Source organism: Acinetobacter sp. UBA6526, assembly GCF_002434875.1.
Lineage (GTDB): Bacteria > Pseudomonadota > Gammaproteobacteria > Pseudomonadales > Moraxellaceae > Acinetobacter > Acinetobacter venetianus.
The window spans coordinates 1-25,158 of sequence record NZ_DJLC01000002.1; the positions used below are offsets into that span (position 1 = coordinate 1).

General features: G+C 39.7%; 29 protein-coding genes. 11 read left to right on the forward strand and 18 right to left on the reverse strand.

The window, feature by feature from the left end:
- On the forward strand, positions 1-1,755 hold a 1,755-nt coding region (secD, locus tag B4237_RS00070), incomplete at its 5' end, for a protein translocase subunit SecD (RefSeq protein ID WP_286940736.1).
- A 10-nt stretch (positions 1,756-1,765) separates the two neighbouring features.
- The gene (gene secF / locus B4237_RS00075) at positions 1,766-2,734 is read left to right on the forward strand and encodes a protein translocase subunit SecF (protein ID WP_278596509.1); all 969 of its coding nucleotides are present in this window, start codon (positions 1,766-1,768) and stop codon (positions 2,732-2,734) included.
- A gap of 69 nt (positions 2,735-2,803) precedes the next feature.
- On the opposite strand, the gene B4237_RS00080 is transcribed toward secF, so the two are convergent.
- The 17 genes from B4237_RS00080 to B4237_RS00160 form a co-directional block, all read right to left on the reverse strand.
- The gene (locus B4237_RS00080; RefSeq protein ID WP_278596508.1) at positions 2,804-3,457 is read right to left on the reverse strand and encodes a 4'-phosphopantetheinyl transferase family protein; all 654 of its coding nucleotides are present in this window, start codon (positions 3,455-3,457) and stop codon (positions 2,804-2,806) included.
- A 62-nt stretch (positions 3,458-3,519) separates the two neighbouring features.
- Positions 3,520-4,929, reverse strand: a complete 1,410-nt coding sequence (der, locus tag B4237_RS00085) for a ribosome biogenesis GTPase Der (protein ID WP_004877392.1) — start codon at positions 4,927-4,929, stop codon at positions 3,520-3,522.
- A gap of 175 nt (positions 4,930-5,104) precedes the next feature.
- Positions 5,105-6,247 (reverse strand): outer membrane protein assembly factor BamB, encoded by a 1,143-nt coding sequence (gene bamB, locus B4237_RS00090; RefSeq protein ID WP_278596507.1) that lies wholly within the window; start codon positions 6,245-6,247, stop codon positions 5,105-5,107.
- Positions 6,247-6,945, reverse strand: coding sequence for a YfgM family protein (locus B4237_RS00095; protein ID WP_004877396.1), 699 nt, complete (start codon positions 6,943-6,945; stop codon positions 6,247-6,249). The genes bamB and B4237_RS00095 overlap by 1 nt, the downstream gene beginning before the upstream one ends.
- A 31-nt stretch (positions 6,946-6,976) precedes the next feature.
- Positions 6,977-8,269 carry a histidine--tRNA ligase gene (gene hisS, locus B4237_RS00100; protein ID WP_278596506.1) on the reverse strand — a complete coding sequence of 431 codons (1,293 nt, stop codon included), beginning with the start codon at positions 8,267-8,269 and terminating at the stop codon, positions 6,977-6,979.
- A complete protein-coding gene (gene ispG, locus B4237_RS00105; RefSeq protein WP_278596505.1) occupies positions 8,266-9,381 on the reverse strand; it encodes a flavodoxin-dependent (E)-4-hydroxy-3-methylbut-2-enyl-diphosphate synthase in 1,116 nt (371 codons plus the stop codon). Before ispG ends, hisS begins: the two co-directional genes overlap by 4 nt.
- Positions 9,382-9,403: 22 nt before the next feature.
- A complete protein-coding gene (locus tag B4237_RS00110; RefSeq protein ID WP_004877405.1) occupies positions 9,404-10,195 on the reverse strand; it encodes a helix-turn-helix domain-containing protein in 792 nt (263 codons plus the stop codon).
- On the reverse strand, positions 10,186-10,986 hold the full coding sequence (gene pilW / locus B4237_RS00115; protein ID WP_286940738.1) for a type IV pilus biogenesis/stability protein PilW: 801 nt from the start codon (positions 10,984-10,986) through the stop codon (positions 10,186-10,188). The genes B4237_RS00110 and pilW overlap by 10 nt, the downstream gene beginning before the upstream one ends.
- Positions 10,987-11,002: 16 nt before the next feature.
- Positions 11,003-12,238 (reverse strand): 23S rRNA (adenine(2503)-C(2))-methyltransferase RlmN, encoded by a 1,236-nt coding sequence (rlmN, locus tag B4237_RS00120; protein ID WP_004877414.1) that lies wholly within the window; start codon positions 12,236-12,238, stop codon positions 11,003-11,005.
- A 120-nt stretch (positions 12,239-12,358) separates the two neighbouring features.
- Positions 12,359-12,790, reverse strand: coding sequence for a nucleoside-diphosphate kinase (ndk, locus tag B4237_RS00125; protein WP_003654870.1), 432 nt, complete (start codon positions 12,788-12,790; stop codon positions 12,359-12,361).
- Positions 12,791-12,898: 108 nt separating this feature from the next.
- A complete protein-coding gene (gene iscX / locus B4237_RS00130) occupies positions 12,899-13,099 on the reverse strand; it encodes a Fe-S cluster assembly protein IscX (protein WP_004877416.1) in 201 nt (66 codons plus the stop codon).
- Positions 13,100-13,195: 96 nt separating this feature from the next.
- Positions 13,196-13,747 (reverse strand): phosphatase PAP2 family protein, encoded by a 552-nt coding sequence (locus tag B4237_RS00135; protein ID WP_004877418.1) that lies wholly within the window; start codon positions 13,745-13,747, stop codon positions 13,196-13,198.
- A 25-nt stretch (positions 13,748-13,772) separates the two neighbouring features.
- The gene (locus B4237_RS00140) at positions 13,773-15,089 is read right to left on the reverse strand and encodes a glycosyltransferase family 4 protein (protein WP_286940740.1); all 1,317 of its coding nucleotides are present in this window, start codon (positions 15,087-15,089) and stop codon (positions 13,773-13,775) included.
- Positions 15,090-15,216: 127 nt separating this feature from the next.
- Complete coding sequence (locus tag B4237_RS00145; protein WP_278596502.1) at positions 15,217-16,056, reverse strand: symmetrical bis(5'-nucleosyl)-tetraphosphatase; 840 nt, start codon at positions 16,054-16,056, stop codon at positions 15,217-15,219.
- Entirely contained in the window at positions 16,056-16,868 is an 813-nt protein-coding gene (gene rsmA / locus B4237_RS00150) for a 16S rRNA (adenine(1518)-N(6)/adenine(1519)-N(6))-dimethyltransferase RsmA (RefSeq protein WP_278596501.1), read from the reverse strand. Before rsmA ends, B4237_RS00145 begins: the two co-directional genes overlap by 1 nt.
- A 40-nt stretch (positions 16,869-16,908) precedes the next feature.
- Positions 16,909-17,895 (reverse strand): 4-hydroxythreonine-4-phosphate dehydrogenase PdxA, encoded by a 987-nt coding sequence (gene pdxA / locus B4237_RS00155; RefSeq protein ID WP_278596500.1) that lies wholly within the window; start codon positions 17,893-17,895, stop codon positions 16,909-16,911.
- Positions 17,896-17,978: 83 nt separating this feature from the next.
- Complete coding sequence (locus tag B4237_RS00160) at positions 17,979-18,638, reverse strand: hypothetical protein (protein WP_278596499.1); 660 nt, start codon at positions 18,636-18,638, stop codon at positions 17,979-17,981.
- A gap of 259 nt (positions 18,639-18,897) precedes the next feature.
- Here B4237_RS00160 and rplM point away from each other — a divergent pair, with 259 nt between their 5' ends.
- A complete protein-coding gene (gene rplM / locus B4237_RS00165; protein ID WP_004877426.1) occupies positions 18,898-19,326 on the forward strand; it encodes a 50S ribosomal protein L13 in 429 nt (142 codons plus the stop codon).
- A 12-nt stretch (positions 19,327-19,338) separates the two neighbouring features.
- Positions 19,339-19,725 carry a 30S ribosomal protein S9 gene (gene rpsI, locus B4237_RS00170; protein ID WP_004877427.1) on the forward strand — a complete coding sequence of 129 codons (387 nt, stop codon included), beginning with the start codon at positions 19,339-19,341 and terminating at the stop codon, positions 19,723-19,725.
- 58 nt (positions 19,726-19,783) lie between these two features.
- On the opposite strand, the gene B4237_RS00175 is transcribed toward rpsI, so the two are convergent.
- Positions 19,784-20,185 carry a hypothetical protein gene (locus tag B4237_RS00175; protein ID WP_278596498.1) on the reverse strand — a complete coding sequence of 134 codons (402 nt, stop codon included), beginning with the start codon at positions 20,183-20,185 and terminating at the stop codon, positions 19,784-19,786.
- A gap of 125 nt (positions 20,186-20,310) precedes the next feature.
- Between B4237_RS00175 and B4237_RS00180 the strand changes: the two genes are divergently transcribed.
- The 7 genes from B4237_RS00180 to B4237_RS00210 all read left to right on the forward strand — a co-directional run bounded on the left by B4237_RS00180 (position 20,311) and on the right by B4237_RS00210 (position 24,969).
- On the forward strand, positions 20,311-20,970 hold the full coding sequence (locus B4237_RS00180; RefSeq protein ID WP_286940742.1) for a glutathione S-transferase N-terminal domain-containing protein: 660 nt from the start codon (positions 20,311-20,313) through the stop codon (positions 20,968-20,970).
- 14 nt (positions 20,971-20,984) lie between these two features.
- Complete coding sequence (locus tag B4237_RS00185) at positions 20,985-21,410, forward strand: ClpXP protease specificity-enhancing factor (RefSeq protein ID WP_278596496.1); 426 nt, start codon at positions 20,985-20,987, stop codon at positions 21,408-21,410.
- Between the two features lie 21 nt (positions 21,411-21,431).
- A complete protein-coding gene (locus B4237_RS00190; protein ID WP_061518523.1) occupies positions 21,432-22,091 on the forward strand; it encodes a hypothetical protein in 660 nt (219 codons plus the stop codon).
- Positions 22,092-22,477: 386 nt separating this feature from the next.
- Positions 22,478-22,837 carry a hypothetical protein gene (locus B4237_RS00195; protein ID WP_004877436.1) on the forward strand — a complete coding sequence of 120 codons (360 nt, stop codon included), beginning with the start codon at positions 22,478-22,480 and terminating at the stop codon, positions 22,835-22,837.
- 166 nt (positions 22,838-23,003) lie between these two features.
- Positions 23,004-23,975: a hypothetical protein gene (locus B4237_RS00200; RefSeq protein ID WP_278596495.1), complete on the forward strand. Its 972-nt coding sequence runs from the start codon at positions 23,004-23,006 to the stop codon at positions 23,973-23,975.
- A gap of 8 nt (positions 23,976-23,983) precedes the next feature.
- Positions 23,984-24,526: a GTP-binding protein gene (locus B4237_RS00205; RefSeq protein ID WP_019383687.1), complete on the forward strand. Its 543-nt coding sequence runs from the start codon at positions 23,984-23,986 to the stop codon at positions 24,524-24,526.
- 23 nt (positions 24,527-24,549) lie between these two features.
- The gene (locus B4237_RS00210) at positions 24,550-24,969 is read left to right on the forward strand and encodes a roadblock/LC7 domain-containing protein (RefSeq protein ID WP_019383686.1); all 420 of its coding nucleotides are present in this window, start codon (positions 24,550-24,552) and stop codon (positions 24,967-24,969) included.
- Positions 24,970-25,158 lie beyond the last annotated feature (189 nt).

Here is a 25,158-nt window from a genome sequence, read left to right on the forward strand (position 1 = left end):
CAAAAAGCTGAGCAGATTTTAAAAACTGCCAACATTAGCAGTCATGATAATAGCTTCACCAATAATGCGGCTTTATTACGTTTGGACACAACTGAGTCACAGTTAAAAGCGAAAGAAGTGTTACGCCGTGATTTAGGTGATGACTACGTGGTTGCTCTCAACCTTGCGCCAACCACACCTGAATGGCTGCAAAAGATTGGGGCTAAGCCGATGAAACTCGGTTTGGACTTACGTGGTGGTGTACATTTCTTGCTCGAAGTCGACATGGATAAAGCGATTAGTCAACGTTTAGAAACGTCTGCGACTGATCTGCGTCGTCAATTTCGTGATAACAAAATCAAATTTAACAATCTTGCTTTAAACAATAACACCATTACGGTTCAATTTGCGGATAGTGCTGATCGTGATGCTGCCGCAGACTTCTTACGTCGTAACGGTAATGAGTTTACTCAGCAATCAGTTGCAACGGCTAATGGTGCAACATTAAGACTCACTTACTCTGATGCACGTCGTCAGGAAATTCAGTCTTATGCAGTCAACCAGAACTTAACCACTTTACGTAACCGTATTAATGAACTCGGTGTTGCAGAAGCCCTAGTCCAAACTCAAGGTAATAACCGTATTGTGGTTGAACTACCTGGTGTTCAAGATACTGCTGAAGCAAAACGTGTCTTAGGTCGTACTGCAAACTTAGAGTTCCGTTTAGTTTCTGATAGTAATGATCAGTATATTGATCCATATTCTGGAAAATATAATGGTCAACCACTCCCTCCGGGTACTGAAGTTTTTGCTTATGAATCTTTAGACAGTGGTCGCCAACTGCTTTTAAATCGTAACCGTATCTTAACGGGTGAGCGCGTCCAAAATGCAAGCTCTGGCTTTAGCCAAGACTCTGGTGGTGCTGAGGTAAATATTACCTTAGACAGCGCTGGCGGTAAGCTGATGGCTGATGCGACACGTAATGCAGTTGGTAAACGCATGGCTGTTTTGTTTATTGAGAATAAACAAAAGATTAGCTATGTGAATGATCCACAAACTGGTACTCAAACTGAAGTTCGTACACCTTATACAGAATCTGTCGTGATTAATGCGGCAACGATTCAAGCAGTATTGGGTTCACAATTCCGAATCACGGGTCTTGACTCACCTCAAGAAGCAGCAGAACTAGCATTAATGTTACGTGCGGGTGCTTTAGCTGCACCAATGTACTTCGTTGAAGAGCGCGTAGTTGGCCCTAGTCTAGGTCAAGAAAACATTGATAAGGGTGTTCTTTCAACGCAAATCGGTTTCTTACTGGTTGCGATCTGGATGGTTGTGTTCTTCCGTGTATTTGGTTTGATCGCAAACTTTGCATTGGTATTTAACCTTGCAATGATTCTTACAGTAATGTCGTGGATTGGCTCTTCCCTCACCCTTCCGGGTATTGCGGGTATCGTGATTACCATTGGTATGGCCGTCGATGCAAACGTATTGATCTGTGAGCGGATACGAGAAGAGATTCTATGGGGCGCCTCGCCTAAACAGGCGATTGTCGCGGGTTATGATCGAGCCTATAACACTATTTTTGACTCGAACTTAACCACATTCCTTGTTGCATTCATCTTGTTTGCAATCGGTACTGGCCCAATTAAAGGCTTCGCTGTGACCCTCATGATCGGTATCGTCTGTTCAATGTTTACAGCGATTACGGTGACTCGTGCAATTGTACAAATCATTTATGGCAAACGTCGTGATTTGAAGAAGTTGAGCATTTAAGGAGATTGATATGACAAATCTGACTCAACAAGACTCAAAACAATACGGTCGTCCAGATGATTTAAAAATCATCCCTTTCATGAAGATTGCTAAACCAGCTGCAATCTTCTCGATCTTACTGACGATTGCTAGTATCTTCTTTATCGTTACGAAAGGTTTGAACTTAGGTTTGGACTTTACTGGTGGTATCTCAGCTGAATTGAACTACAAACAAGCAGTTCAACCAAGTCAAATTGTTCAAGCCTTGGATAAAGCGGGTTTTAAAGATGCGGTTGTACAAACGCTAGGAAGTAACACTGACCTGATCGTTCGTATGCCTGTTCAAGAAGATCTGCAAGTTGAAGACTTGAGTAATGCAATCACTACAGCTGTCCAACTACCAAACAATACCGTTGAAGTACATAAAGTCGATGCGGTGGGTGGTGCAGTCGGTAACGAGCTTTATGTTCGTTCAGCGGGTGCAGTTGCACTAGCATTACTTTTAATGCTGGTTTACGTCACTATTCGCTTTGAGTTTAAACTCGCGATGGGTGCTGTGATGTCGTTATTCCACGATATCATCCTTATCCTTGGTGCATTTGCTTTATTCCAATGGTCATTTGACTTAACCGTACTTGCTGCAGTTTTAGCAATTATAGGCTTCTCACTTAACGATAACATCGTTGTATCGGATCGTATTCGTGAGAACTTCCGTAAGATCCGTGGCGCTACACCAACTGAAATTGTGGATATTGCGTTAACTGAGACTTTACGCCGTACGATTCACACCTCTATGACATTATTACTCGTCGTACTTGCAATGTTCTTCATTGGTGGTGATGGTCTACACTGGTTCTCTTTAGCTATGATTATAGGGGTATTTGTCGGTACTTATTCTTCGATTTATATCGGTACTGCATTTGCTTTATGGCGTGGCTTGAACCGTCAAGACTTCGTTGTACAAGTTAAACCTGAATTTGATGAAGAAGAGATTCCTTAAATCTTAACTTTATGATGATTCAAAAAATGCCAGCTTAATGCTGGCGTTTTTTTATGCTGGTTTTTATTTCTAATCATGTTTTATTTTAATTTGTGGAAACTGAAAGCCTCGACATGATGGCTCTGCACGCCAAGCCACTGTTACCACAATATTCTGATTTAAAATAAAATTTTGATATGCAAATGTTCCAATCATCGGATGAGTACACATTCCTCCATTTTGTTCAGGATGAACGTTTGTATTCAAACTATTTAAATCCAAACGAATACCCAAACCAGACGCTTTTAATATCGCTTCCTTGGTTGTCCAGACCTTAAACCAATATTCCCTGTCTTGTCCTTGCTGTTGCCAAGTTTTATATTCATCTGCATGAAAGGCATGTTGTGCGAATGCATCGAATCTTATTTTCCGCCCTAATTCTTCAACATCTACACCAATATCTTTCACCTGTTGACTCATGACCAAAGCATAATATTCATGACTGTGGGAGTGATTAAAGTGAAGATTGTGAGATGATAAAAAAGGTTTACCATGCTCATGCTTAGAAAATATGAGTGTGTTCTTATCACAATTCAATTGCTTTGCTAAAAGCTGATTACGATATGCGTGAATCTGTTCTTTTTTATAAAAATTAAAATCACGAAAGGTTGGAAAATCAGATTTTTTTTTAGTTAAAAGTTGAGCCAAAGCATGTATATGTAACTGAATCTCACGTTTCATCATTGGCTCCCAATCTATTAAAAAAAGCCCAAAGCAGAGTTTGGGCTTTTTGCTTCAAGATTAGCTTAACGCTTGTATTTCTTTTCTGCTTTTTTAAATTTCTGAACATAACGACGTTTACGTGCAGCAACGCGTTCATCCACTTGTGACTTACGTCCTTCAAATGGGTTTTCTGACGTTTTAAAGTCAATACGGACTGGTGTGCCCTCAAGCTTGTACACTTTGCGGAATACATTTTCTAAATAACGACGATAATCCGCTGGAGTCTTATCGACCTTGTTACCATGAATCACGATGGTTGGTGGATTTTGTCCGCCCATATGCGCATAACGCATTTTAATACGACGGCCACTGATCATTGGTGGCTGGTGAGCCTCTGTCGCATCACTTAAAATCTGAGTCAGTTTCGCAGGAGAAACTTTTAGATTTGCAGATTCATAAGCACGGTGAATCGATGGATAAAGCTCGCCCACACCCGTACCATGTAATGCCGAAATCAAATGGATTTTCGCCCATGGAATAAAGTCAAAACGACGTTCCACATCGAGTTTACATTGTTTACGATCATACTCGGTCATGTTGTCCCATTTGTTGATCGCAATCACCATGGCACGCCCTGCTTCAAGCGCGTAGCCAATCAAATGTAAATCTTGTTCAACAATACCTTCACGAGCGTCAACCACCACCACAACGACATGCGCATCTTTCATAGCTTGTAGTGTTTTAACGATCGAGAATTTCTCGATCATTTCATCAACTTTACCTTTACGACGAACACCAGCAGTATCAATCAATGTATATTGACGACCATCACGCTCATAAGGAATATAAATTGAGTCACGGGTTGTACCAGGTTGATCAAATGCAACCACACGTTCTTCACCGAGTAAACGGTTGACTAAGGTTGATTTACCTACGTTAGGACGACCAATAATCGCTAAGCGTAAACCTGTATTTTTATTATGTTCATCTGGGTTTTCATCTTCTGGAACCTCAGCTAATACTTCTTCAAGCATTTGCTGTACACCACGCCCGTGGCTCGCAGCAACCTGCATTGGCTCACCCATACCAAGTTTATAGAACTCGACTAAGGCAGCTTCAGCGTGAACACCATCTACTTTGTTTGCAACTAAATATACTTTCTTACCTAAGGTACGAAGTTCACGTGCAATTTGCTCATCTGAAGCCAATAAACCTGCGCGTGCATCAACAACAAAAACGATAATATCGGCTTCATGAATCGCTGTTTTTGACTGCTCAGCCATGTACGAATCAATACCACCTTCGCTCTCACCGATACCGCCAGTGTCAACAACGATAAAAGATTTATTTTGATAAACCGCGTCACCATATTTGCGGTCACGAGTTAAACCAGCGAAGTCAGCAACCAAAGCATCACGACTTTTTGTGATTTGGTTAAATAGCGTTGATTTTCCGACGTTTGGACGACCAATGAGCGCAATAACGGGTTTCATAAATTAACCTTAATTCAGACGAGCCACGCTAGATGACATCGTATCAGAAATAGTATGGAAGATTTTGGTGATCACAGATCACAATAAAAATTCGGGGTTTTGTCTAAACAAATACCCCGATCATTCTTTTGTTAGCCATAGCTAATCGAATATTTTACCACAACAGAAGGTAAAATTAACGATTCTGCCAAATGCTTAATGCACCTTTTCGAGTCGACACATAAAGTTGATTGTCAATCACACGTAAGGTTTGCACTTCACCACTGGTTTTTGCACGACCAACTAACTTACCTGTTGTCGGATCAATAAGGTGAATCACTCCATCCAAATCGCCTACTACAAGGTTTTGACCAAGCATGACTGGATTGCTTAACTTACGGTTTAATAACTCTTCATTTTGCCAAACCAGTTCACCCGTAGTGAGGTTATAGGCATTCAACTTACCATCAACTGTTGATACAAATACTTTGTCATCCGCAATTTCAGGACGATTTGTACTGCTTGCATCTTCACTCCACACCACACGTTGTGAAGCTAAATCGGTTACTGTTACTTGACCTTGGAAGCTAGTTGTCACCAAGAACTGACCAGAAACAACAGGATCACCCACGATATCAATCAATCGCTGAATATCAGAACGGCCATCACTAATTGCAACACGGCGCTGGAAGCGAGGTACACCACTGATGATATCTAAAGCATAGATATAAGCATTAGCAGATGCGACTAACACTGTACGTTCATCTAACGCAACGGGTGCTGGCTGTCCACGTAAGCTAAACTGAACATTTGGAAGCTTATATGCCCAAACTTGCTGTCCAGTGACCACGTCATGCGCAAATACAGTACCGTCATTGGCAAGTGTGATAACACGACCTGACTCAATCAATGAAGGTGATAAAATCGCACCTGATAGCTGTGTCGTCCACTTTTGTTCACCAGTGGCTTGATCTAAAGCAAAAAGCTGCCCTTTACGGTTGCCGATAACAACAACACCTTCACCAGCTTCAACACCAGCAGTTAGCTCTTGTTTGGTTATCTTACTTTTCCAAAGACGCTGTTTACCCTGATACGCAGAAACCTGACCATCTGGATCAATAGCAAAAATCACACCGTTATCCGTATCTAGCTGTAAGCGTAAAGCTTCAGCAGCGTTCGTTGAGGAAACGCTTTGAGAAAATACGAGGTTTAAATTTTGTTGTTGCGTGATTTTTGGCAATGGATTTGGTTTTGCTTCTTTTACTTTATTGCTCGAACATCCAACCAATAAAGCTGAAGCAATTGCAATCGCCAAAGGTAGTTTTAGTTTATTCTGCATTAAGACTCATCCACTTTGGTATCTACAATCGGGCTATCGATTTCAGGATCATCTACTAAAACGCCGACACTTTCGAGTTTAATTTGTAAAAGCTGACGTTCCTGTTTACGTTTAACGAGATCATCCCATGCACTTTGATACGCTTTACGAGCAGATTCATTGTCTTTCTTAGCAACATAAATATCACCACGAAGTTCATCGGCTGTTGCTTTGAATGATGGCTCAGTCACCGCTGTCAAAGTTTTTAAAGCATCATCATATTTCTTTTGTGCTAACTGAGCATCAGCCAAACGAAGTTTGACAATCTGTAACAGACCAGCATCTTTAATTTTTGAGTTTTCAACTTTTTTTAATGCTTTCTCAGCAGCAGCATAATCTTGCTTATCATACGCAACTTTAGCCAAAATAAATTGTGTTTGGATCGCTTGAACTGAATCAGGATCTTCTTTCACAATTTTATCTGCGGCTTCAGATAATGTTGCAAAAGCATTCGGCTGACTTGAGGCAGCTTTTGCTTCGTCCATTAACTTTTGCACTTTGGCCGTTTGACTTTGAGCTTCAGTAAGATTCTTCTTTTGCCAATATTCCCATCCGAAAAAGGCAATCAGGGCAATGAGAATTCCGCTAATAATTGCAGAACCATATTTTTTGGCAAACGACTTTAACTGGTCGAGTTGTTCTTCATCACTTAAACTCATGTGATTGTCCTTTTCCTAGATATTGTGCAATTTATTGTTTAAATTTTTCGATAAAAAATGCTGTCAGCTCATTCAATGCCACTTGAGACTGTTCTGCTGTTGCAAGCTCTTTTACCAATAGCTGTTGAGATTCCCACTCACGCTCACCCAAGATCACAGCGAAAACCGCACCAGATTGATCAGCCTTTTTCATTTGGCTTTTCATACTGCCCTGTGAACCCGTTTTGAATCGAATCGAACTATTCACTGCTTCAAGCTGATCACGAATTTGTTCAGCTAATACCAAAGCTTTTGATTGATAAGCTGGTTCAGCCACTAAGAAAACTTCACAATCACGAACAACTTTTGCTTGTTCAACCTGCTCAAGTAGAAGCAATAAACGCTCCATCCCCATCGCAAAACCTACCGCTGGAACTGATTGATCAGCTTTACCTTTAAGCTGACCAACTAAGCCATCATATCGACCGCCAGCACAAACAGTACCTTGTGAACCCAACATAGTTGTGGTCCATTCAAATACCGTTTTATTGTAATAATCAAGCCCGCGAACAAGTTTTTGATTAATCACGAACTCTACACCAGCATCGGTTAAATACTGCTGTAGTTGTTGGAAGTGGTTGAGAGAATCTTCTTTTAAGAAATCGTGCAATTTCGGCGCATTTTCCAAAATCTTTTGCGTAGACTCACTTTTAGAATCCAAAATACGCAAAGGATTGGTGGTTAAGCGGCGTTGAGAATCTTCATCTAAGGCATCTTTGTGCTGATTTAAGAACTCGACTAATGCAGCACGATATTCTGCACGCTCATCTGTTTCACCCAGAGTATTGAGTTCAAGGCGAACATTCGCTGCAACACCCATACGTTTCCACAAACGAGCGGTCATCAGAATGATTTCAGCATCAATATCAGGCGTTGCCACACCAAAGGTTTCCACACCAAACTGGTGGAATTGACGATAACGACCTTTCTGAGGCTTTTCATAGCGGAACATTGGCCCAACATACCAAACACGCGGTGTTGCACCGCGTAATAAGTTATGTTCCAACATCGCACGCACACAACCCGCAGTTCCTTCAGGACGCAAAGTCAGTGATTCAGGCGGTGTCCCTTTGTCAAAAAAGGTATACATTTCTTTTTCAACAATATCGGTTGCATCGCCAATAGCACGCTTGAATAATCCAGTTTGCTCAACAATTGGCAAACGGATTTGTTGATAACCATAAGCATCCATCAATGATGCAAGTTGTTGTTCCAGACTTCTCCAAGCCGCAGTTTGCGATGGAAGGATGTCATTAAAACCTTTGATAGCGACGATTGAACTCATGATGAACTACGAATAATTTCTTTAGATTTTGCTTCTTCAAGCTCTTGAACACGTTGACGAACCATTGTTTCAATTTCATCAACCAACTGATTTGTATCAATTAAATGACTTTTCTCGCCATTACGATACACAAGTGAACGTGGAGCAGCACCCACCACCCCGATATCCGCTTCTTTTGCTTCACCTGGGCCATTCACTTTACAACCAATGACAGACACATCCATTGGTGTACGCACATCTTCTAAACGCTCTTCTAAAGCCTGCATCACCTGAATTACATTGAATTCCTGGCGTGAGCAACTTGGACAAGCAATAAAGTTAATGCCATTTGAGCGCAAACCCAAAGATTTTAAAATATCGAAACCGATTTTAATTTCATCTTCAGGTTCAGCTGCAAGCGAAATACGCATGGTATCGCCAATACCTTCCATCAACAAACCACCCAAGGCGATTGCTGACTTCACTGTACCTGTACGATAAATCCCCGCCTCAGTCACACCCAAATGCAATGGATTGTCAATTTGCTGAGAAAGTAAACGGTAAGCATCCATGGTCAAAAACACATTCGATGCTTTTACACTGACTTTAAACTCATGGAAATTTAAACGATCCAAAATATCAATATGGCGCATTGCAGATTCAAGCAAAGCTTGACCCGTTGGCTCACCGTATTTGACTTGCAAATCTTTTTCCAAAGAGCCAGCATTCACACCAATACGAATTGAAATACCATGATGTTTAGCAGCAGCAACAACCTCTCGAACTTTTTGATCCGATCCAATATTACCTGGGTTAATCCGCAAACAATCTGCACCGTAATCAGCAACTGCCAATGCAATACGATGATCAAAGTGAATATCAGCAACTAAAGGCACAGATACGCGTTTACGAATCGCACCAAATGCTTCAGCTGCTTCCATTGATGGAACTGAAACACGCATGATGTCTGCACCAGCATCTACGCAACGTTGAATTTGAGCAACAGTTGCATCAACATCACAAGTCTCAGTATTTGTCATACTTTGAACACTAATCGGCGCATCACCACCGACATACACAGAACCAACACGAATTTTACGTGTTGGACGGCGTTTAATGGGGTTCACAATCATCGTATAGCTCTACTCTTTGGCATTAACGAGACAAACGGAATTCTGCTTTTCCATTGACAGTATAAGGAGACAATGAAATTTGTTCCTGATTTAAAGTCAATGCTACAGCTGTTGCATCATCTAAGCGAATTTGGAACGGTGACTCACCACTCAAATTCAAAGTTGATGCTTGACGACCTGTTGCCAGTACTTTACCTGTAGCATCAACAATATGCACAGATGTTGGTCGGCTAAAGTTCAAGACAAGCTGATCTCCAGAAGTAGCGACTGCATTCCCCATTGGAAGAATCTCAACTTCAGAATTCTTAATCTTTGGTACATCTGCATCATCTTTGTGACTTGAAGTCCAGTTTTGCACGGCCATCACAGCTAACCATGCCAACAATAGCACGACAGCCAAAATCACAATACGCTTTAACCACTGACGATTACGTACACTCTTTGAACCAGTTAACTTACCCATGGTTTTAATCGGTGAGTTACTCAAAGCATGACTTGCTTTAAGGCCCGTATCATTCGCATAAATTTCATCGAAACGTTGAATGATCGCGCTCGCATCAGCATTTAAACATTTTGCGTATGCACGATAATATCCTTTGATAAAGGTTGCTTCTGGCAAAGATTTATAATCATCTTGCTCTAATGCCGTCAAAGTTTTGACTGGCATATTCAATACGTTTGCAATCTCTTCAAGTTCTTTCTTTTGTGCAATACGAATTTGACGCAAATACTCACCAGGTCGTTGAATATTTCCTAACGTAGGCGACGGTGAGTTTGAGCCAGTTGGCTGATGTGAATTTGGATTTATTTCCATACGGCCTCAGTACTGTACTGTAATTGCAAATAACGTTGATATTCTGGACTATCAGGAAATAAAGCACGCAACTGATTGACTAACACTTGCATTCCTAACTGATCCGAATTCGCTCGAGCAATGCGTAAACCTATCCAAAGCGCACGAGCACCTTGGTTTTTCTGCCCCACATTACGAACATATTGTTCGTAGAGTTGCGATGCATCTCTATTGTTTTGTTGCAAATAGAAAATTTCCGACAACTCTAACATTGATATTGTCGCATTTCGATTTGCTTGTAGCGCTTGTTTGAATGCTTTTTCAGCATTCGCAACATCGCCCAATTTTAAATAGATTCGCCCAAGATTTTCCAACGATTGAAAACGTTGATCATAACCTAGGGTTGCACCTGCAATCGTAAACTGCTCAATCGCCTCATTATAACGCTCCATTTGATACAAATATGTACCGTAATTATTACGAGCTTGGGCATTATCAGGTTCAGAAGAAATTGCACGCTTAAAATAAGACTCTGCTTTTTCCATATTGGTTTTGCTACCTTCTTGTTGTAGCAAAATTCCCATCATCATATTGGCATTTGCATCTCGCGAATCTATTTTCAGGGCTTGATCTAATGATCGCTTAGCCGAGTCTAAGTCACGCGTACGAATATATTCTGCTGCAAGTTGTGTTCGAACTTGCACAGCTTTTTCAGGATCTTTTGTTGTCTTTGTCGATTGGCAGGCGGTTAGACCCAATACAGTGAACAAAATAGTAGTTGCTATAATCTTTTTTGATCGAGTTGTATTCAACGCTTTTCCCCAAGTTTTATCCTTGTGTGCGCAAAATTTCTTGCCGTTGCGCCACTTTCTTTTTCCACTGTTCAGCACGACGCGTGCGATCAGCTACCTGTCCCACTAATTGACCACACGCAGCATCAATATCATCACCACGTGTCTGACGAATCGTACACACAAATCCCGCATCAGACAAAGTTTTTTGAAATGCGATAATACGATTACGGCTTGAGCGACCATAAGGCGCATGTGGAAACGGGTTAAATGGAATTAAGTTGATCTTACTCGGTAAGTTTTTCAATAATTTTAATAATTGTTGTGCGTGCTCTGGTTGATCATTTACGCCATCTAACATTACATATTCAATCGTTACGTGACGGCGAGCACTTTCATTACCATCTTTCGCTAAATAACGCTGACATGCAGCAATCAATTGTTCCAGTGGATACTTCTTATTAATTGGAACAAGTTCATTACGTAACTCATCATTTGGTGCATGTAAAGAAATCGCTAACGCGACATCAATATCTTGTGCCAATTGATCAATTTTAGGTACAACGCCTGAGGTCGATAAAGTCACACGACGCTTTGACATTCCGTAGGCAAAATCATCTAACATCAATTGCATTGAGCTGAGTACAGCATCATAGTTGAGTAATGGCTCACCCATACCCATCATCACCACATTGGTCACAGTACGTTCACGCTCTGCAACAGGCACTTCTTCCATATAGGAATAGTTCGCCATCCACAACTGACCAATAATTTCAGCTGGTGTTAAATCACGTTGGAAACCTTGTTTTCCTGTCGAACAAAATGAACAGTCAAGTGCGCAGCCCACTTGTGAAGAAATACAAAGTGTCTTTCTTGCACCCGTTTTATCTTCAGCAGGAATCAAAACAGTTTCAACTAAAGAGCCTTCACCATCACCTACACGAAACACCCATTTACGTGTTCCATCTTTAGAATAATTACGATGCACCACTTCAGGGGCTTTAATTTCGCAAATCTTTTCTAGTTTTTCTCTTAACTTACCTGAGATATTGGTCATCTCAGCAAAATCGGTCACAAAAAATTGGTGAATCCATTTCATGACTTGACCAGCACGAAACTTCTTCTCACCCAAATCTTCAAAAAACTTTTCTAACTCTGCACGTGACATGCCTAGTAGATTCACTTTTTTGTCGGCAGCATGAACGACAGGCGTAGAAACAGACTGTTGTTTTTCATCTAAATTTTCTGATGAAACGACCACTGCAGAACTCATGAATATTTACCTAAACCATATCAACGCTAGAAATGCTGTGCATTACTTACACAACTCAATCTATAGAAAACAAAAAACCAGATAAGCAGTATACCACTTATCTGGTTCGAATGCTTTGGATTAACGAGTGCGTGGGCAGATCTCGTTATCAGCAAAGAAGTAAGCGATTTCACGCTCAGCTGAAGCAACTGAGTCAGAACCGTGAGCAGCATTTTCGTCGATGCTTACAGCGAAGTCAGCGCGGATTGTACCTGGAGCAGCTTCTTTAGGGTTAGTAGCACCTAAGATTTCGCGGTGAGCAAGAACTGCATTTTCGCCTTCAAGAACAGACACAACAACTGGACCTGAAGTCATGAAAGCAACTAAATCACCAAAGAAACCACGTTCTTTGTGCTCTGCATAGAAACCTTCAGCATCAGCTTGAGAAAGGTGTTTCATTTTAGTTGCAACGATTTTTAAGCCAGCTTTTTCAAAACGAGCAAAAATATCACCGATGTGGTTTTTAGAAACTGCATCAGGTTTAACGATAGATAAAGTACGTTCAATCGCCATGATTGACTCCTATTATGGTGTAAACTAAAAAAATTTGCCGCATTATACCGATGTCATCGCCAATAATCAGCTTGAATCTGTAAAAGTTCAGCGATTTCTGATGAATTTTTATCGAACTTCATCCAGCCATGCCATTTGGATTGCTTCTAGCAAACCTTCAGTTGACTTATTAGGATCATCATTAAATTCAGGTAAAGCACAAACCCATGCGTGTAAATCTGTGAAACGAATCCACTGTGGATCAACATCTGGATGTGCTTCTACGAGTTCAATTGCAATATCAATCGTATCAGTCCAACGTAAGCCCATATGACAACCTGAATAAATATTTGAGATTGGAGCTACTTTAACAAAACATACGCTTGAAAAAATAGTTTTCTGTTGAGAAATTCACAACCCGATTACTCACAAAACAATGTTAAAGCTTGGTGCTAAGAGAATAATACTACTTGCAACTGTCGCACCGATTGTCGCACCGACGATCACATCACTTGGGTAGTGAAGTCCTAATACCATTCTTGATAATGCAACCAACACTGTAAATGGCAACATCAATATCAGCAAAATTGGCTGTATATAACCTAAAGTAATTGTCACCATAACTGCGTGCAAAGTGTGACCTGACGGAAAGCTAAAATGATCCAAAGGTCGCTCACCTAGGACTATCACTTGATGAACTTGATAAGGTCTTGGTCGTGTTGTTTTGTGTTTTAGATATTTGTATATCAGCGTACCAACCGACCCTGCGACAATTAGATATAAGATTTGAAGACCATATGCCAAGCCTTGTAAAGCCCAAACGGACAACAACATGACATACCAAAATGGCCCATCGCCCAAACGACTAATCGTTTTAAAAAATAAGGCGATACGTTGAGAATGTGAGAGATGGTTAAGGTATACACACCCTTTTAAATCTAAATCTAGTATTTTTATTTTTGCATTTTGAAGATTCATATTTTTTCTCCTTTCTGAGGATACTTTAGGTAGAGGTCATGGGAGACTCCTTTGCTACCTGATTAAGTGCTTGTTCTAATTGTTGTACGGGCAACTGCCAGCTATTTTCTTGTACGCTTTCGCTCGCCAGCAATCCCATTTGTCTTAGTTTTGGAAGTGCTGGTAAATGACAAATGGATTGGATTAAATCGGATGTATGTCCAAGCGGACTCAACCATCCTGTTACTTCTTGTTTTACATATTGATGCGCACAAACATAATCATATGCCACGACAGGCAGACCACTCGCTATTGCTTCTAAAACGACATTTCCAAAAGTGTCAGCTTGACTTGCAAAGGTAAATACATCTGCACTAGCATATGCTTCAGAAAGCGCTTGCCCACTCAAACTACCAGTGAAAATAACGTCTTTCGAGCTTGTTAATTTTCCTAAACGAACTCGATCTGGTCCTTCACCAACAATCACAAATTTAACATTTCCACCCTGTTGTGCTTGCAGCGCATGAAAACTCTTAATCAATACATCCACTTCTTTTTCTGGAGATAATCGCCCCACATATAGCATGACACGGGTATCAGCGTCGGCACCCCACTGTTGTCTTAGCGTTTGCGAGCGATGTTGCGGAGAAAACTTATTGGTATCTACCCCACGCCCAACAATGACTATAGGACAAGTCACACCAAAACCACGTAAGGCTTGCTCCGTATATTGACTTGGAACACAAGTTACATCCGTACTGTTATGAAACCATGTTAAATAGCGCTGAATCGGTTTTACCAAAAAAGCCAAATCAAAGAAACGACTAAAATCATGGAATGCTGAGTGGAATCCGCTTGAGACTGCAATTTTCTTTGACTTCGCCGCTTGGAGTGCAGTCAGACCCAATGGCCCTTCTGTCACAATATGCACAACATCCGGTGAAAAGCGTTCAAAAGCTTTAGATACTTTAATGTACTGCGGCCAGCCAAACTGCACACTTGGATACTTAGGGATTGGCTGTGACATGACCAAACATTCCTGATCAGGACGAAATTCAGTACTTGCTGCTTTTTGAATTGGACGGACTAATAAGATTTTATGTCCAAGACGTTGTAACCCTTGGCAAAGCTGCATCATTGATAAAGCAACACCATTAATTTCAGGTGGCCATGTTTCAGTCACAATTGCTATTTTTAAACGGGGACGTACGAGTTCTTCAAGCTCAGAAAACTCATTTTGCTTATTTTTAAGCTGTTTCCTTTTGAAGTAGAATTTAAAACTATCTGGAAACTGATCTTGCTTTAATAAAGATGTCGCGTATGTACTTTGCATATCGCCATCCATTTGTGTCGTTATTTTCATGCTTTACAGCTTATAAATAATTTTTGACACTTTAATGATCAGTGTATGACAGTTTTTTGACAGTCTTAAAATAAAAAATGCCCAACCTCACCATGAAATTAGACATTCAAACCATATCGTCAGATAATCAACTCAAAGGATTATCCACCGCAAACATGTGTTGATCTTCCAAACGGAACGCCATCAATTGCTGCCCCCAAACACAGCCACCATCAACATTTTGAATTTGAGAATTAATAGTCTTACCCTGTAAAGCAGCCCAATGCCCAAAAATTAATTGATGGGTTTGTGCTGCAAGACTTTCAAACTCAAACCAAGGCTGGAAACCTACTGGCATCGGTGCATCAAGCGCATCTTTAAAATCAAATTCCAAACGACCTGCTGCATCAGTTAAACGCATCCGTGTCAAATAATTGGTAATACAGCGCAAACGTGCCATACCCGTCAGCTCATCTGACCAAAGATCAGGTTGTTCACCGTACATTTCAGCAAGAAAAGTATCCAAAACAGTTAGATCGTCATGCCCAACAATCTGCTGTACTTCGCTTGCCAACTGAATTGTTTGCTCAGCATCCCAAATACATGGAACACCCGCGTGTGTAATTAGCGTTTTAGCATTTGGACTTAAACTTAAAGGTTGTTTACGCAACCAATCAATCAGTTCATCACCATCTATGGCATCAATAATATCTTGCGTGCCGTCTTTCTCTTTTGCCTTTTTAAAACCACGCGCACATGCAATCAAGGTTAGATCATGATTACCCAATACGGTTGAGGCAGCACCACGATCAGCTAACTTTTTTACAAAGCGTAAAGCACCTACAGAATTCTCTCCACGCGCAACCAAATCGCCAGCAAACCATAAAAAATCTTGATCAGGATCAAAACGAATTTCTTTTAGCAATGCTTTCAATGCTTCAAAACAACCTTGCACATCACCAATGACATAATTATAGCGTTTAGACATTAAGCCACCATTTGATCCGACAATGCGACAAAATCGGCTAAACTCAAGGTTTCAGGGCGAGCCATAGGATCAACACCAGCTTTTTCAAAACCATCTTCCGCCAACATTCCCTTTAAACTATTACGTAAGGTTTTACGACGTTGGGTAAATACATGACCCACTAACCGTGCCAATGCTTTTTCATCTTTCGCAACGATTGGCTTAGTTTCATAAGGTTCTAAACGGAACACAGCAGATGTTACTTTCGGTGGAGGGTTAAATGAACCAGGCGGCACTTCAAATAGGAACGTTGGCTTACAATAATACTGAATCATCACTGATAAACGACCATATTCTTTAGTGTTTGGCGTTGCAGTAATACGATCAACCACTTCTTTTTGCAACATGAAGTGCATATCTTTCACTTTGTCGCCAAACTCCAAGAGGTGAAACAATAACGGAGTTGAAATGTTATATGGCAAATTCCCAACGACGCGAAGCGGACGACCTTCTTGGAAAAGTTGAGTAAAGTCATATTTCAAAGCATCTGCTTCAATAATCGTCAAACGTTCAGGATGAGGTACACGCCCCGGTAAACCAGCTGCTAAATCGCGATCCAGCTCAACAACAGTCAATGCATCACACTCACCAATTAAAGGCGATGTTAACGCAGCCAAACCTGGACCAATTTCCACAATATTTTCGCCAGCACGCGGATTCACTGAACGTACAATTTTGGCAATCACACGTTGGTCATGTAAAAAGTTTTGACCAAAACGTTTTCGAGCCTGATGCCCTTCATCTTTAGGGTTTAGGGCATTAATTTGATACATATATTTATACTCAAAATTTCAGATTTAACTCTCCCCTCTTTTACGCAGAGGGATTTGGGGAGATTCGAGCTAAATCAAGTGCTAAATCTACTGCAACATGCAAACTCGATGCTTTTGCTTGTCCAGTGCCTGCAAGAGAAAGTGCTGTACCGTGATCGACAGATGTGCGAATAAATGGTAAGCCTAAGGTAATATTGACTGCTTCACCAAAGCCTTGTGATTTTAACACAGGTAAGCCTTGATCGTGATACATCGCTAAAACAGCATCCGCATCTTTCAGATTTTCTGGAGTAAATAGCGTATCTGCTGGTAAGCTCAGGCTCATTTCAATACCTTGATCGCGATAAGTTTCCAAAACAGGATTAATCACATCAATTTCTTCACGCCCTAAATAACCATCCTCACCCGCATGTGGATTCAAACCACAGACTAAAATACGAGGTGCGGCTATTTTAAATTTTGTCTTTAGATCATGAATTAAAATATCAATCACTTGCTTTAAGCGCTCTTTGGTAATCGCATCTGGTACATCGCGTAAAGGCAAATGAGTCGTCACTAAAGCAACACGTAAAGTTTTAGTTGCCAACATCATCACCACACGATCAACATCAGCAAACTCTTGGTAATATTCAGTATGACCACTAAAGCGAATACCAGCATCATTGATAATTGACTTTTGCACAGGTGCTGTCGCAACCCCAACACTCTTTCCAGTCATCGCATAATCAGCAGAACGTCGTAATTGTTCTAATACATAGGCCGAATTAGCCGAATCCAATTGACCTAGAACAACTGAGTTTTTCAAAGGTACATGTTCTACAAATAGTTGCCCTTCTAAACTCGATTGCACTTGCCCATCATATGGAACAATCTCAACATTTAAATTCAACTGATTAGCACGCTGCTCTAGCATTTTTATGTCAGCGAGAATAACTACTGGGCGTTCATCTACACGATCTACCAAACTCAGACAGATATCTGGGCCAATTCCGGCAGGTTCACCTGAAGTTACATATAAAGGAAGCATAGAAACAGCCAATCATCTAGATTTCAATATAGTGTAGCGAAAATCTAAATGTAGCTATAGTATTCCTTTGAAAAACATCTTTGCTACGGGGTCGTAGACTTAGGTAAATTTTCAGGTACTAAGTTGGAAGGTACAAAATTTGGTGATCTTGACCAAGGATTTATCTTTTGCTGAGTTTTTTTCTGATCTCGACGAACATTCGTTGCAGACTCATCTTTCTTCTCGGCAACAACACCACTACTAGGTCTATCAACAACCGCCACGCTACTACTCGCTTTTTCAGCGATTGGATTTATGACTGTTTCTTTTTTCTCAGTAATAGTTAATGTTGATTGCTCTTTCCTTTCAACTGGAGACGAAGCGGCAACTCCACTTGCAGGACTCGCATAAGGCTGCACTGCGATTACACCTTGCTTAACAATTGTTTGAGTTGTTGGTTTCGGCGCTTGAGACAATGAGGAGGTTGTGCCACTTGACGTACCCTGAAGGTTAAGAGGATCTACAGGGATTTCAATCGCTTTCATTTCTGCCGTCACAGCCATCATAGGATCGACATATTCATTCCCAGTATTCTCAATGACTTCAAGTTTTCGACTAGTGCCTTCTTTGGGTTGAAATTCTGAGTAGTTTGTAACACTGGTTTGATCTATCCATTTATAAAGTCGTCGAGCATTTGTCTGTGCTGAACAAACACCGACTAATAGTGCAACTACAACAATTTTTGTAGAAAACGACAACTCCATCAAATTCCCCATAAAACAAATAAATAATTCTATTTTTTAATTACTTGGTATAAAAATAATAGGGCAAATCCTATACACTCACAAGATAAATAATCATGATTCCCAGCCATGTTTGTTGTTTACAAAATCGGTCACATTGCAGCAAAATATGACATCTTGATTGAATTGTTCTTGTGCGCTTTTATAAATTCATATAGAATTCGGTCTCCTTTTGTTTGGGCGATTCCTTGCTCAAACCAACTATAATAGGTAGTGGTTAATGAAAACTCTCAGCGCTAAGCCTGCTGAAGTTCAACACGACTGGTACGTTGTTGATGCTTCAGGCAAAACTTTAGGTCGTCTTGCGACTGAAATCGCTCGTCGTTTACGCGGTAAGCACAAAACATCTTATACTCCTCACGTTGACACTGGTGACTACATCGTTGTGATCAATGCTGAACAAGTTCAAGTGACTGGTAACAAATCACTTGATAAAAAATACTATCGCCACACTGGTTTCCCTGGTGGTATTCGCGAAACTAATTTTGAAAAATTAGTTGAGCACAAACCAGAAGAAATCTTCCAACGTGCTGTAAAAGGTATGTTGCCAAAAGGTCCTCTTGGTTATGCGATGATCAAGAAGATGAAAGTGTACGCTGGTAGCGAGCATCCTCATACTGCTCAACAGCCACAAGTTTTGGACATCTAAGGGATACAGCACATGGCTACTAACTATGGTACAGGTCGCCGTAAGACCGCAACTGCACGTGTTTTCTTATCAGCTGGTACAGGCAAACTCGTAATTAACAATCGTACTTTAGAGCAATATTTCGGTCGTGAAACTGCTCGTATGGTTGTGCGTCAGCCTTTAGAGCTTTTAGAAGCAACTGAAAAATATGACCTTTACATCACTGTTAAAGGTGGTGGTATGGGTGGTCAAGCTGGCGCTATCCGTCACGGTATTACTCGTGCATTGATCGCTGCTGACGAAACTTTAAAACCTGCTCTTCGTCAAGCTGGTTTCGTTACTCGTGACGCTCGTGAAGTTGAACGTAAGAAACTTGGTTTACGTAAAGCTCGTAAACGTCCTCAATTCTCTAAACGTTAATCGTTTTACGAATTGGACAAAAAACCTCGGATATTTCCGAGGTTTTTTTATTTGCCGATTATTTCTTCTTAGAACAATTCATAACAGCATCACCTGTAGAATACTCTGTCACAAGACAACCATCTTGCATATAAGTCTTAGTTTCTCTTGTCGAAAATGGATGTTCTTCTGGGATTGGTGCATTACATGGCTGATCAGTCTTTTCATTTACCATTTTGATCGGCCCATTATTATAAATCGTCACTTTACATCCCCTGACCACGTACTCACTTTTGATACCACCGTAATCTTGCACCTCATTACAAGCATCAGCACTCTGATCATCACAAGAATCCGCCGCAATTGAGATTTGCACATCATTTTCAGATCGAACATCAACTGCTGATCCTTGATTAGACACACTTGCACAACTGCTCAGCAATAACATACTCGACAAGATCATCAAGCCATAATATTTCATTTAATTTTTCTCTCTTTGAATTTATTGAATATTAGATTTATTTGAATCATCATATTCTTAAGCTTTAAGTGATTTCCAACGTTAATTTTAGTATTCTAAACAGTCAATCATAATTTTTCGGATTTATGTCTTTAGAAAATCCCCCAAGCCCTGTTCAAGGCATCACATTGTATAGTCATGCCGATGATTTCCGTTCGCACTGGATTCGTTTTTTGCTTGCTGAAAAACAAATCAAATACCATCTGATTCTCACAGACCATGACGATGAGGATTTGGCTGATCTCAATCCATACAATCAGTTGCCAATGCTAATTGAGCAAAATCTAAAGCTATTTTCTCCGAATGTGATTGCAGAATACTTAGATGACCGCTATCGCCAGAATAAACTTTATGCCGATGCTCCTATGGCAAGAGCAGAACAAAGACAGTATATTTGGCGTTTTGAACAAGACTGGTTCAAGCTTGCAGACAGTATGCTTCGACATGCAGATACATTAGATTTAACTCAAAAGCAAAAAGCGCAAAAAGAATTAAGAGATACGCTGATTTCATTGACGCCTCTATTTCAACACTTTCCCTTTTTTATGTCTGAAACCTTTTCAATTTTGGACTGTATGTTAGCCCCGATCTTCTTGCGCTTAAAAAGCATGGGAATCGAGTTACCACAACAACGCTGTCGACCTATTTTCTTGTATTGTCATCGTATCTTTAGCCGTCCTTATTTCATTAAATCAATGACAGCTCAAGAAAAAAACAGCTACAATGAATTCATTTCAACGATTTAACAAGTTTATAAATTATGTCTGAGCAAATCACTTTTTCTCCAACACGCCCGTATCTTGCTCGTGCCATTTATGAATGGATTTGCGATAACCAACTAACACCATATTTATTAGTTGATGCGACTCAGCCGAACACTGAAGTTCCTCAGCAATTTGTGAAAGATGGTCAAATCGTTTTGAATTTAGCTCCTCATGCAATTCATCAATTACACATGAGTAATGATGCAATTACTTTTTCAGCGCGTTTTGGTGGAGTGGCCAAAGAAATTTATGTCCCTATTCGGGCTGTTCTCGGCATTTATGCACGTGAAAATGGTCAAGGATTATTTTTCGATCAAAGTGAATATGAAGATATTCAAGAGCAACCAATTACGCAAACAGATGAAACTAAACAAGAGGCGGAACCGAGCAAGAAGAAGCCGTCTTTAAGAATCTTAGATTAAAAATAAAAGAGGACGTCCGAGATGGCATTTGACTTAGTTCAGTATTTTTCTGAACAAATTAAAATTCAAAAACCGCAACTTTTTAGCACACACTCGCCCAAAGAGAAGTGTGCATTTGTTGATGAAGTCAATGCGCTGACATTAGGTCAGTTAATTAGTCTTTGGAAACAAAATCCACAAAAGCTATATCAAGAAATTAAAGCGACTGATCCGCTTTATATTCAAGAAATTGCACGCCATCTAACAACCTCTGCGCAAAACCAATCTAAATTAACAGCAACAGAACTCGAATCTAGTATCTCTGAGATTGTGAGCTTACAGTTTAATGAATTAAATCAATTGGATCAGACAGGCAACTTTGGTCAAACTGGCTTAGCAGAGTTGTTATTAGGACAAGTTGAACATCTTTCTGGCCAAGCAGAAGATTGGGTTTGGTCGACCAATCAGCTCACTGAGCTCATCGGTTCCAAACCAATCGAACAAGAAGAAATCTCTTTAGAAGCAACCATGCAGGAGTTCAATCAAATGGTTAATCAAGCACAGCCTAACGTTCATCACGCAGAAGAACTTGACGTTGAACAACCAAGTATCCCAGGCTGGTCTTACCTGCTTTCCCCAATCGTTGCATTGGTCATTTTGCTGTCACTCTATTGCTCATATAGTCAATTAATCGGGCATTAATTTATTAAAGAGGATGATAGGAAAAGTACAAATGCTTTTTCTATCATACACTTAAAATACTTTTAAATTTATTTAATTATTAATTCAAAACTTTTTAATAAAAAATATTTTACATTTATTTACAATCAAAAAACATGCTTAAAATAAAATATTAATGTGAATAAAATCACAAAAAGTTAAAAATATTATCCATACCATCCACTTTAAAACGTTTTATTGACAAAAATTGTCAATTAATAGCACTGTTGTGATTTTAATTATTTTCAAACATGATTGATTTAATAAAAGAGTTTCCTATAATGAAATTAACTGCTTTTGAAGAATAATCTAAAACAAAAGTAGGGAATATAAATTCATAAACAAGATGTATTAGTAGAGATAATATCATGGCTAAAATTTCATTAGAAAGCTTGACAAATATTGATGGTTTCGTTGCAGCAGCGTTAGTAGACACAGAAAGCGGTTTGGCGCTGGCAACACAAGGTGGGGGTGCAATCGACTTAGAATTAGCAGCTGCAGGTAATACCGAGGTTATTCGAGCAAAACGCCGTGTTGCCAACTCATTGAAACTCAACGATGACATCGAAGATATCCTGATTACACTTGGTAAGGCATATCACTTAATCCGTCCATTAGAAAGCAATGGCAATCTGTTTCTCTACCTCGTTTTAGACCGTACTAAATCTAACCTAGCGATGGCTCGCCACGAACTTAAAACTTTCGAGAAAGAATTAGACTTTGCTTAATTAGTTTTGCAGAATCTTTAATATATTAGACTTCTTGTATATATTTTAATTTTATTTATTTGACCAGTAAGTAAATTTAAAATAATACAAGCGGTCTACTATTAGTCTTTAGTATTAAGACTAAAGTTGTGCAGTCCAATGTTTTATAAAATATTAAAGTGATACTATGAATGGACATTGCATTAATATCGCAATTTCAGGTATAAGTTTAAAAGTTTCAGATGAATTAAAAATAGAACTTAGAAAAACAATACCTAATGAATTTGGAATAAACTGGATTAATATTGCCGATCCAAATATAGACTTATTATTAATAAACGAAAATTTTTTTGATACCGAAGGTATCCAACGTATTATCGAAGAAAAAAAATTACCATGCTTAAAAGTTTCTAAAGCTCAAGGTGCTTGCAACATTGAGGAAAACAACACACTTTATTTGCCATTCCAACAAACCGATGCTTTAAAAAACTGGATTCATCTTCGACTGCTGAGCTATCTATCACATCAACAATCACAACAACCGAAAGCAAAAGAAGAAGCTTCTGCGCATCATATTGTGAATGAGAAATTTCTTAACGATATGTTGAATCCTGATAATGCTCGGCTACATTTATTTGATGATCATGGCACGCTAGCAATTATAGATACGCGCAGCCAGATCGCTTGGTTAGAACCGACGAGAACACAAACTCAAACCAATCATAGCTTCAATTATAGCTTTGCAACGACCTCTGACTTTACCAAGGTATCTCGTAAGGTTGAGTACGATCTACAAGATTGGTTGTGGAACCTTTTTTGGCATTCTTTGGAGTTTCAAGCGCTCGCACCAAGCGAAAATGAGTACTTTAAAATCGAATATTGGCCACAGCCCGCTCAAAGTGCTGATCGCAAAACAACGCTTTTACTCGCAGCATGTTTTATACAAGGAGCTCAACTATCTCAAGTCGCAACTCAATTAAAACTTCCTATTCAAACGGTTCAACAATTTATTGCTGCCTGCATTGCATCCAATAACGGCGGTATTATTTCAGCATCAGACAGCCATTATTTAAAATCAGAAACAGATGAACAATCCGCTGAACAAAACGGCTTTTTAAATAAATTTTTCGGCAAAATCAGACGCCGATTTGGGCTTTAAGGAATACTATGATTCTCCAACAATATAAAATCGTATTTGCAGGAAGCATGGGTGCAGGTAAAACTGAAGCAATTAAATCTCTCTCTGAAATTCCTGTACTTGCGACCGAAGCATTCAATACAGATAGTCAGGCTCATAATAAAATGCAAACTACTGTTGGCATTGATTATGGTGAAATTACATTGGACGACGGCGCCAAAATTGGATTGTATGGCACGCCTGGACAAACACGTTTCGACTTTATTTGGCCAGTGATTTGCCAAGGAGCTCTTGGTGCAATTATTCTAGTTGATCATAATAGTACAGTCCCTCTCGAAGAACTCGAAGGATATTTAGATACATTTAAAGACTATACAAAAAATATCTCGATTGGTATTACTCATGTAGATGAGAATAAAGGACAACCAATTTCAATTTATCGAGATTGGCTGATCCAAAATGACTACCAATATCCTTTATTTTTTATTGATGCTAGAAAACAAGAACACATTTTGCTGATGGTTGAATCACTTATTGCAGCACTTGAAGTGAATCTCAGAGCAACAAATTAATTACTTTATAAAAGAGAAAAATTATGTTCAGCATTCCAAGTCAACAACGTACAGCGCCAACTGAACTTATCCAATTGGCTAAAGCTCAAGCCAATGAGATCATCACCAATATCCGTGGGATTGATTATATTATGCTTTGTTCGACCGATGGCTTTGAGCTGGCTTCTATCTACAAAAAGAATCCATACAATAGTACTAAACTCGCTGCGGTGAGTAGTTCTATTTTGGCGATGGTAAGCGCGTTTTTAAATGAAATCCAGCTGACTGGCTGCCAGAGCATTACGTTAGATGCTGAGAATGGAAAAGCAATTTTAACATCTATCCCCGCTCCACATCATCCAATGGTGATGGTAACGCTCAGTAATAAAGATGTTTTGCTCGGTCAATTACTTTACAGCTTAAAGCAAGCCAGTGCTGCGATTGTTGCTGCTGATCAAACATAACACTTTTTTCTTTATTATTAAGAACCGACAGTGGTCAAGGCTGTCGGTTTTTTCATTCTTGCTCGTTATAAAAGTTCTTTTCAATTTTCTGTAACAACACTACTTTTCATAAAATTTAAAACAAAAGATTGATAAACTCACACCCCATTAATTTTCATTTAAGAAAATTATTGAGTATTTTTTTTCTTT

Excerpts from the sequence above, each read along its gene's own strand:
- secF (WP_278596509.1), top strand. The coding sequence starts at position 1,766 with ATGACAAATCTGACTCAACAAGACTCAAAACAATACGGTCGTCCAGAT.
- B4237_RS00080 (WP_278596508.1), bottom strand. The coding sequence starts at position 3,457 with ATGATGAAACGTGAGATTCAGTTACATATACATGCTTTGGCTCAACTT.
- der (WP_004877392.1), bottom strand. The coding sequence starts at position 4,929 with ATGAAACCCGTTATTGCGCTCATTGGTCGTCCAAACGTCGGAAAATCA.
- bamB (WP_278596507.1), bottom strand. The coding sequence starts at position 6,247 with ATGCAGAATAAACTAAAACTACCTTTGGCGATTGCAATTGCTTCAGCT.
- B4237_RS00095 (WP_004877396.1), bottom strand. The coding sequence starts at position 6,945 with ATGAGTTTAAGTGATGAAGAACAACTCGACCAGTTAAAGTCGTTTGCC.
- hisS (WP_278596506.1), bottom strand. The coding sequence starts at position 8,269 with ATGAGTTCAATCGTCGCTATCAAAGGTTTTAATGACATCCTTCCATCG.
- ispG (WP_278596505.1), bottom strand. The coding sequence starts at position 9,381 with ATGATTGTGAACCCCATTAAACGCCGTCCAACACGTAAAATTCGTGTT.
- B4237_RS00110 (WP_004877405.1), bottom strand. The coding sequence starts at position 10,195 with ATGGAAATAAATCCAAATTCACATCAGCCAACTGGCTCAAACTCACCG.
- rlmN (WP_004877414.1), bottom strand. The coding sequence starts at position 12,238 with ATGAGTTCTGCAGTGGTCGTTTCATCAGAAAATTTAGATGAAAAACAA.
- ndk (WP_003654870.1), bottom strand. The coding sequence starts at position 12,790 with ATGGCGATTGAACGTACTTTATCTATCGTTAAACCTGATGCAGTTTCT.
- iscX (WP_004877416.1), bottom strand. The coding sequence starts at position 13,099 with ATGGGCTTACGTTGGACTGATACGATTGATATTGCAATTGAACTCGTA.
- B4237_RS00135 (WP_004877418.1), bottom strand. The coding sequence starts at position 13,747 with ATGAATCTTCAAAATGCAAAAATAAAAATACTAGATTTAGATTTAAAA.
- B4237_RS00140 (WP_286940740.1), bottom strand. The coding sequence starts at position 15,089 with ATGAAAATAACGACACAAATGGATGGCGATATGCAAAGTACATACGCG.
- B4237_RS00145 (WP_278596502.1), bottom strand. The coding sequence starts at position 16,056 with ATGTCTAAACGCTATAATTATGTCATTGGTGATGTGCAAGGTTGTTTT.
- rsmA (WP_278596501.1), bottom strand. The coding sequence starts at position 16,868 with ATGTATCAAATTAATGCCCTAAACCCTAAAGATGAAGGGCATCAGGCT.
- pdxA (WP_278596500.1), bottom strand. The coding sequence starts at position 17,895 with ATGCTTCCTTTATATGTAACTTCAGGTGAACCTGCCGGAATTGGCCCA.
- B4237_RS00160 (WP_278596499.1), bottom strand. The coding sequence starts at position 18,638 with ATGGAGTTGTCGTTTTCTACAAAAATTGTTGTAGTTGCACTATTAGTC.
- rplM (WP_004877426.1), top strand. The coding sequence starts at position 18,898 with ATGAAAACTCTCAGCGCTAAGCCTGCTGAAGTTCAACACGACTGGTAC.
- rpsI (WP_004877427.1), top strand. The coding sequence starts at position 19,339 with ATGGCTACTAACTATGGTACAGGTCGCCGTAAGACCGCAACTGCACGT.
- B4237_RS00175 (WP_278596498.1), bottom strand. The coding sequence starts at position 20,185 with ATGAAATATTATGGCTTGATGATCTTGTCGAGTATGTTATTGCTGAGC.
- B4237_RS00180 (WP_286940742.1), top strand. The coding sequence starts at position 20,311 with ATGTCTTTAGAAAATCCCCCAAGCCCTGTTCAAGGCATCACATTGTAT.
- B4237_RS00185 (WP_278596496.1), top strand. The coding sequence starts at position 20,985 with ATGTCTGAGCAAATCACTTTTTCTCCAACACGCCCGTATCTTGCTCGT.
- B4237_RS00190 (WP_061518523.1), top strand. The coding sequence starts at position 21,432 with ATGGCATTTGACTTAGTTCAGTATTTTTCTGAACAAATTAAAATTCAA.
- B4237_RS00195 (WP_004877436.1), top strand. The coding sequence starts at position 22,478 with ATGGCTAAAATTTCATTAGAAAGCTTGACAAATATTGATGGTTTCGTT.
- B4237_RS00200 (WP_278596495.1), top strand. The coding sequence starts at position 23,004 with ATGAATGGACATTGCATTAATATCGCAATTTCAGGTATAAGTTTAAAA.
- B4237_RS00205 (WP_019383687.1), top strand. The coding sequence starts at position 23,984 with ATGATTCTCCAACAATATAAAATCGTATTTGCAGGAAGCATGGGTGCA.
- B4237_RS00210 (WP_019383686.1), top strand. The coding sequence starts at position 24,550 with ATGTTCAGCATTCCAAGTCAACAACGTACAGCGCCAACTGAACTTATC.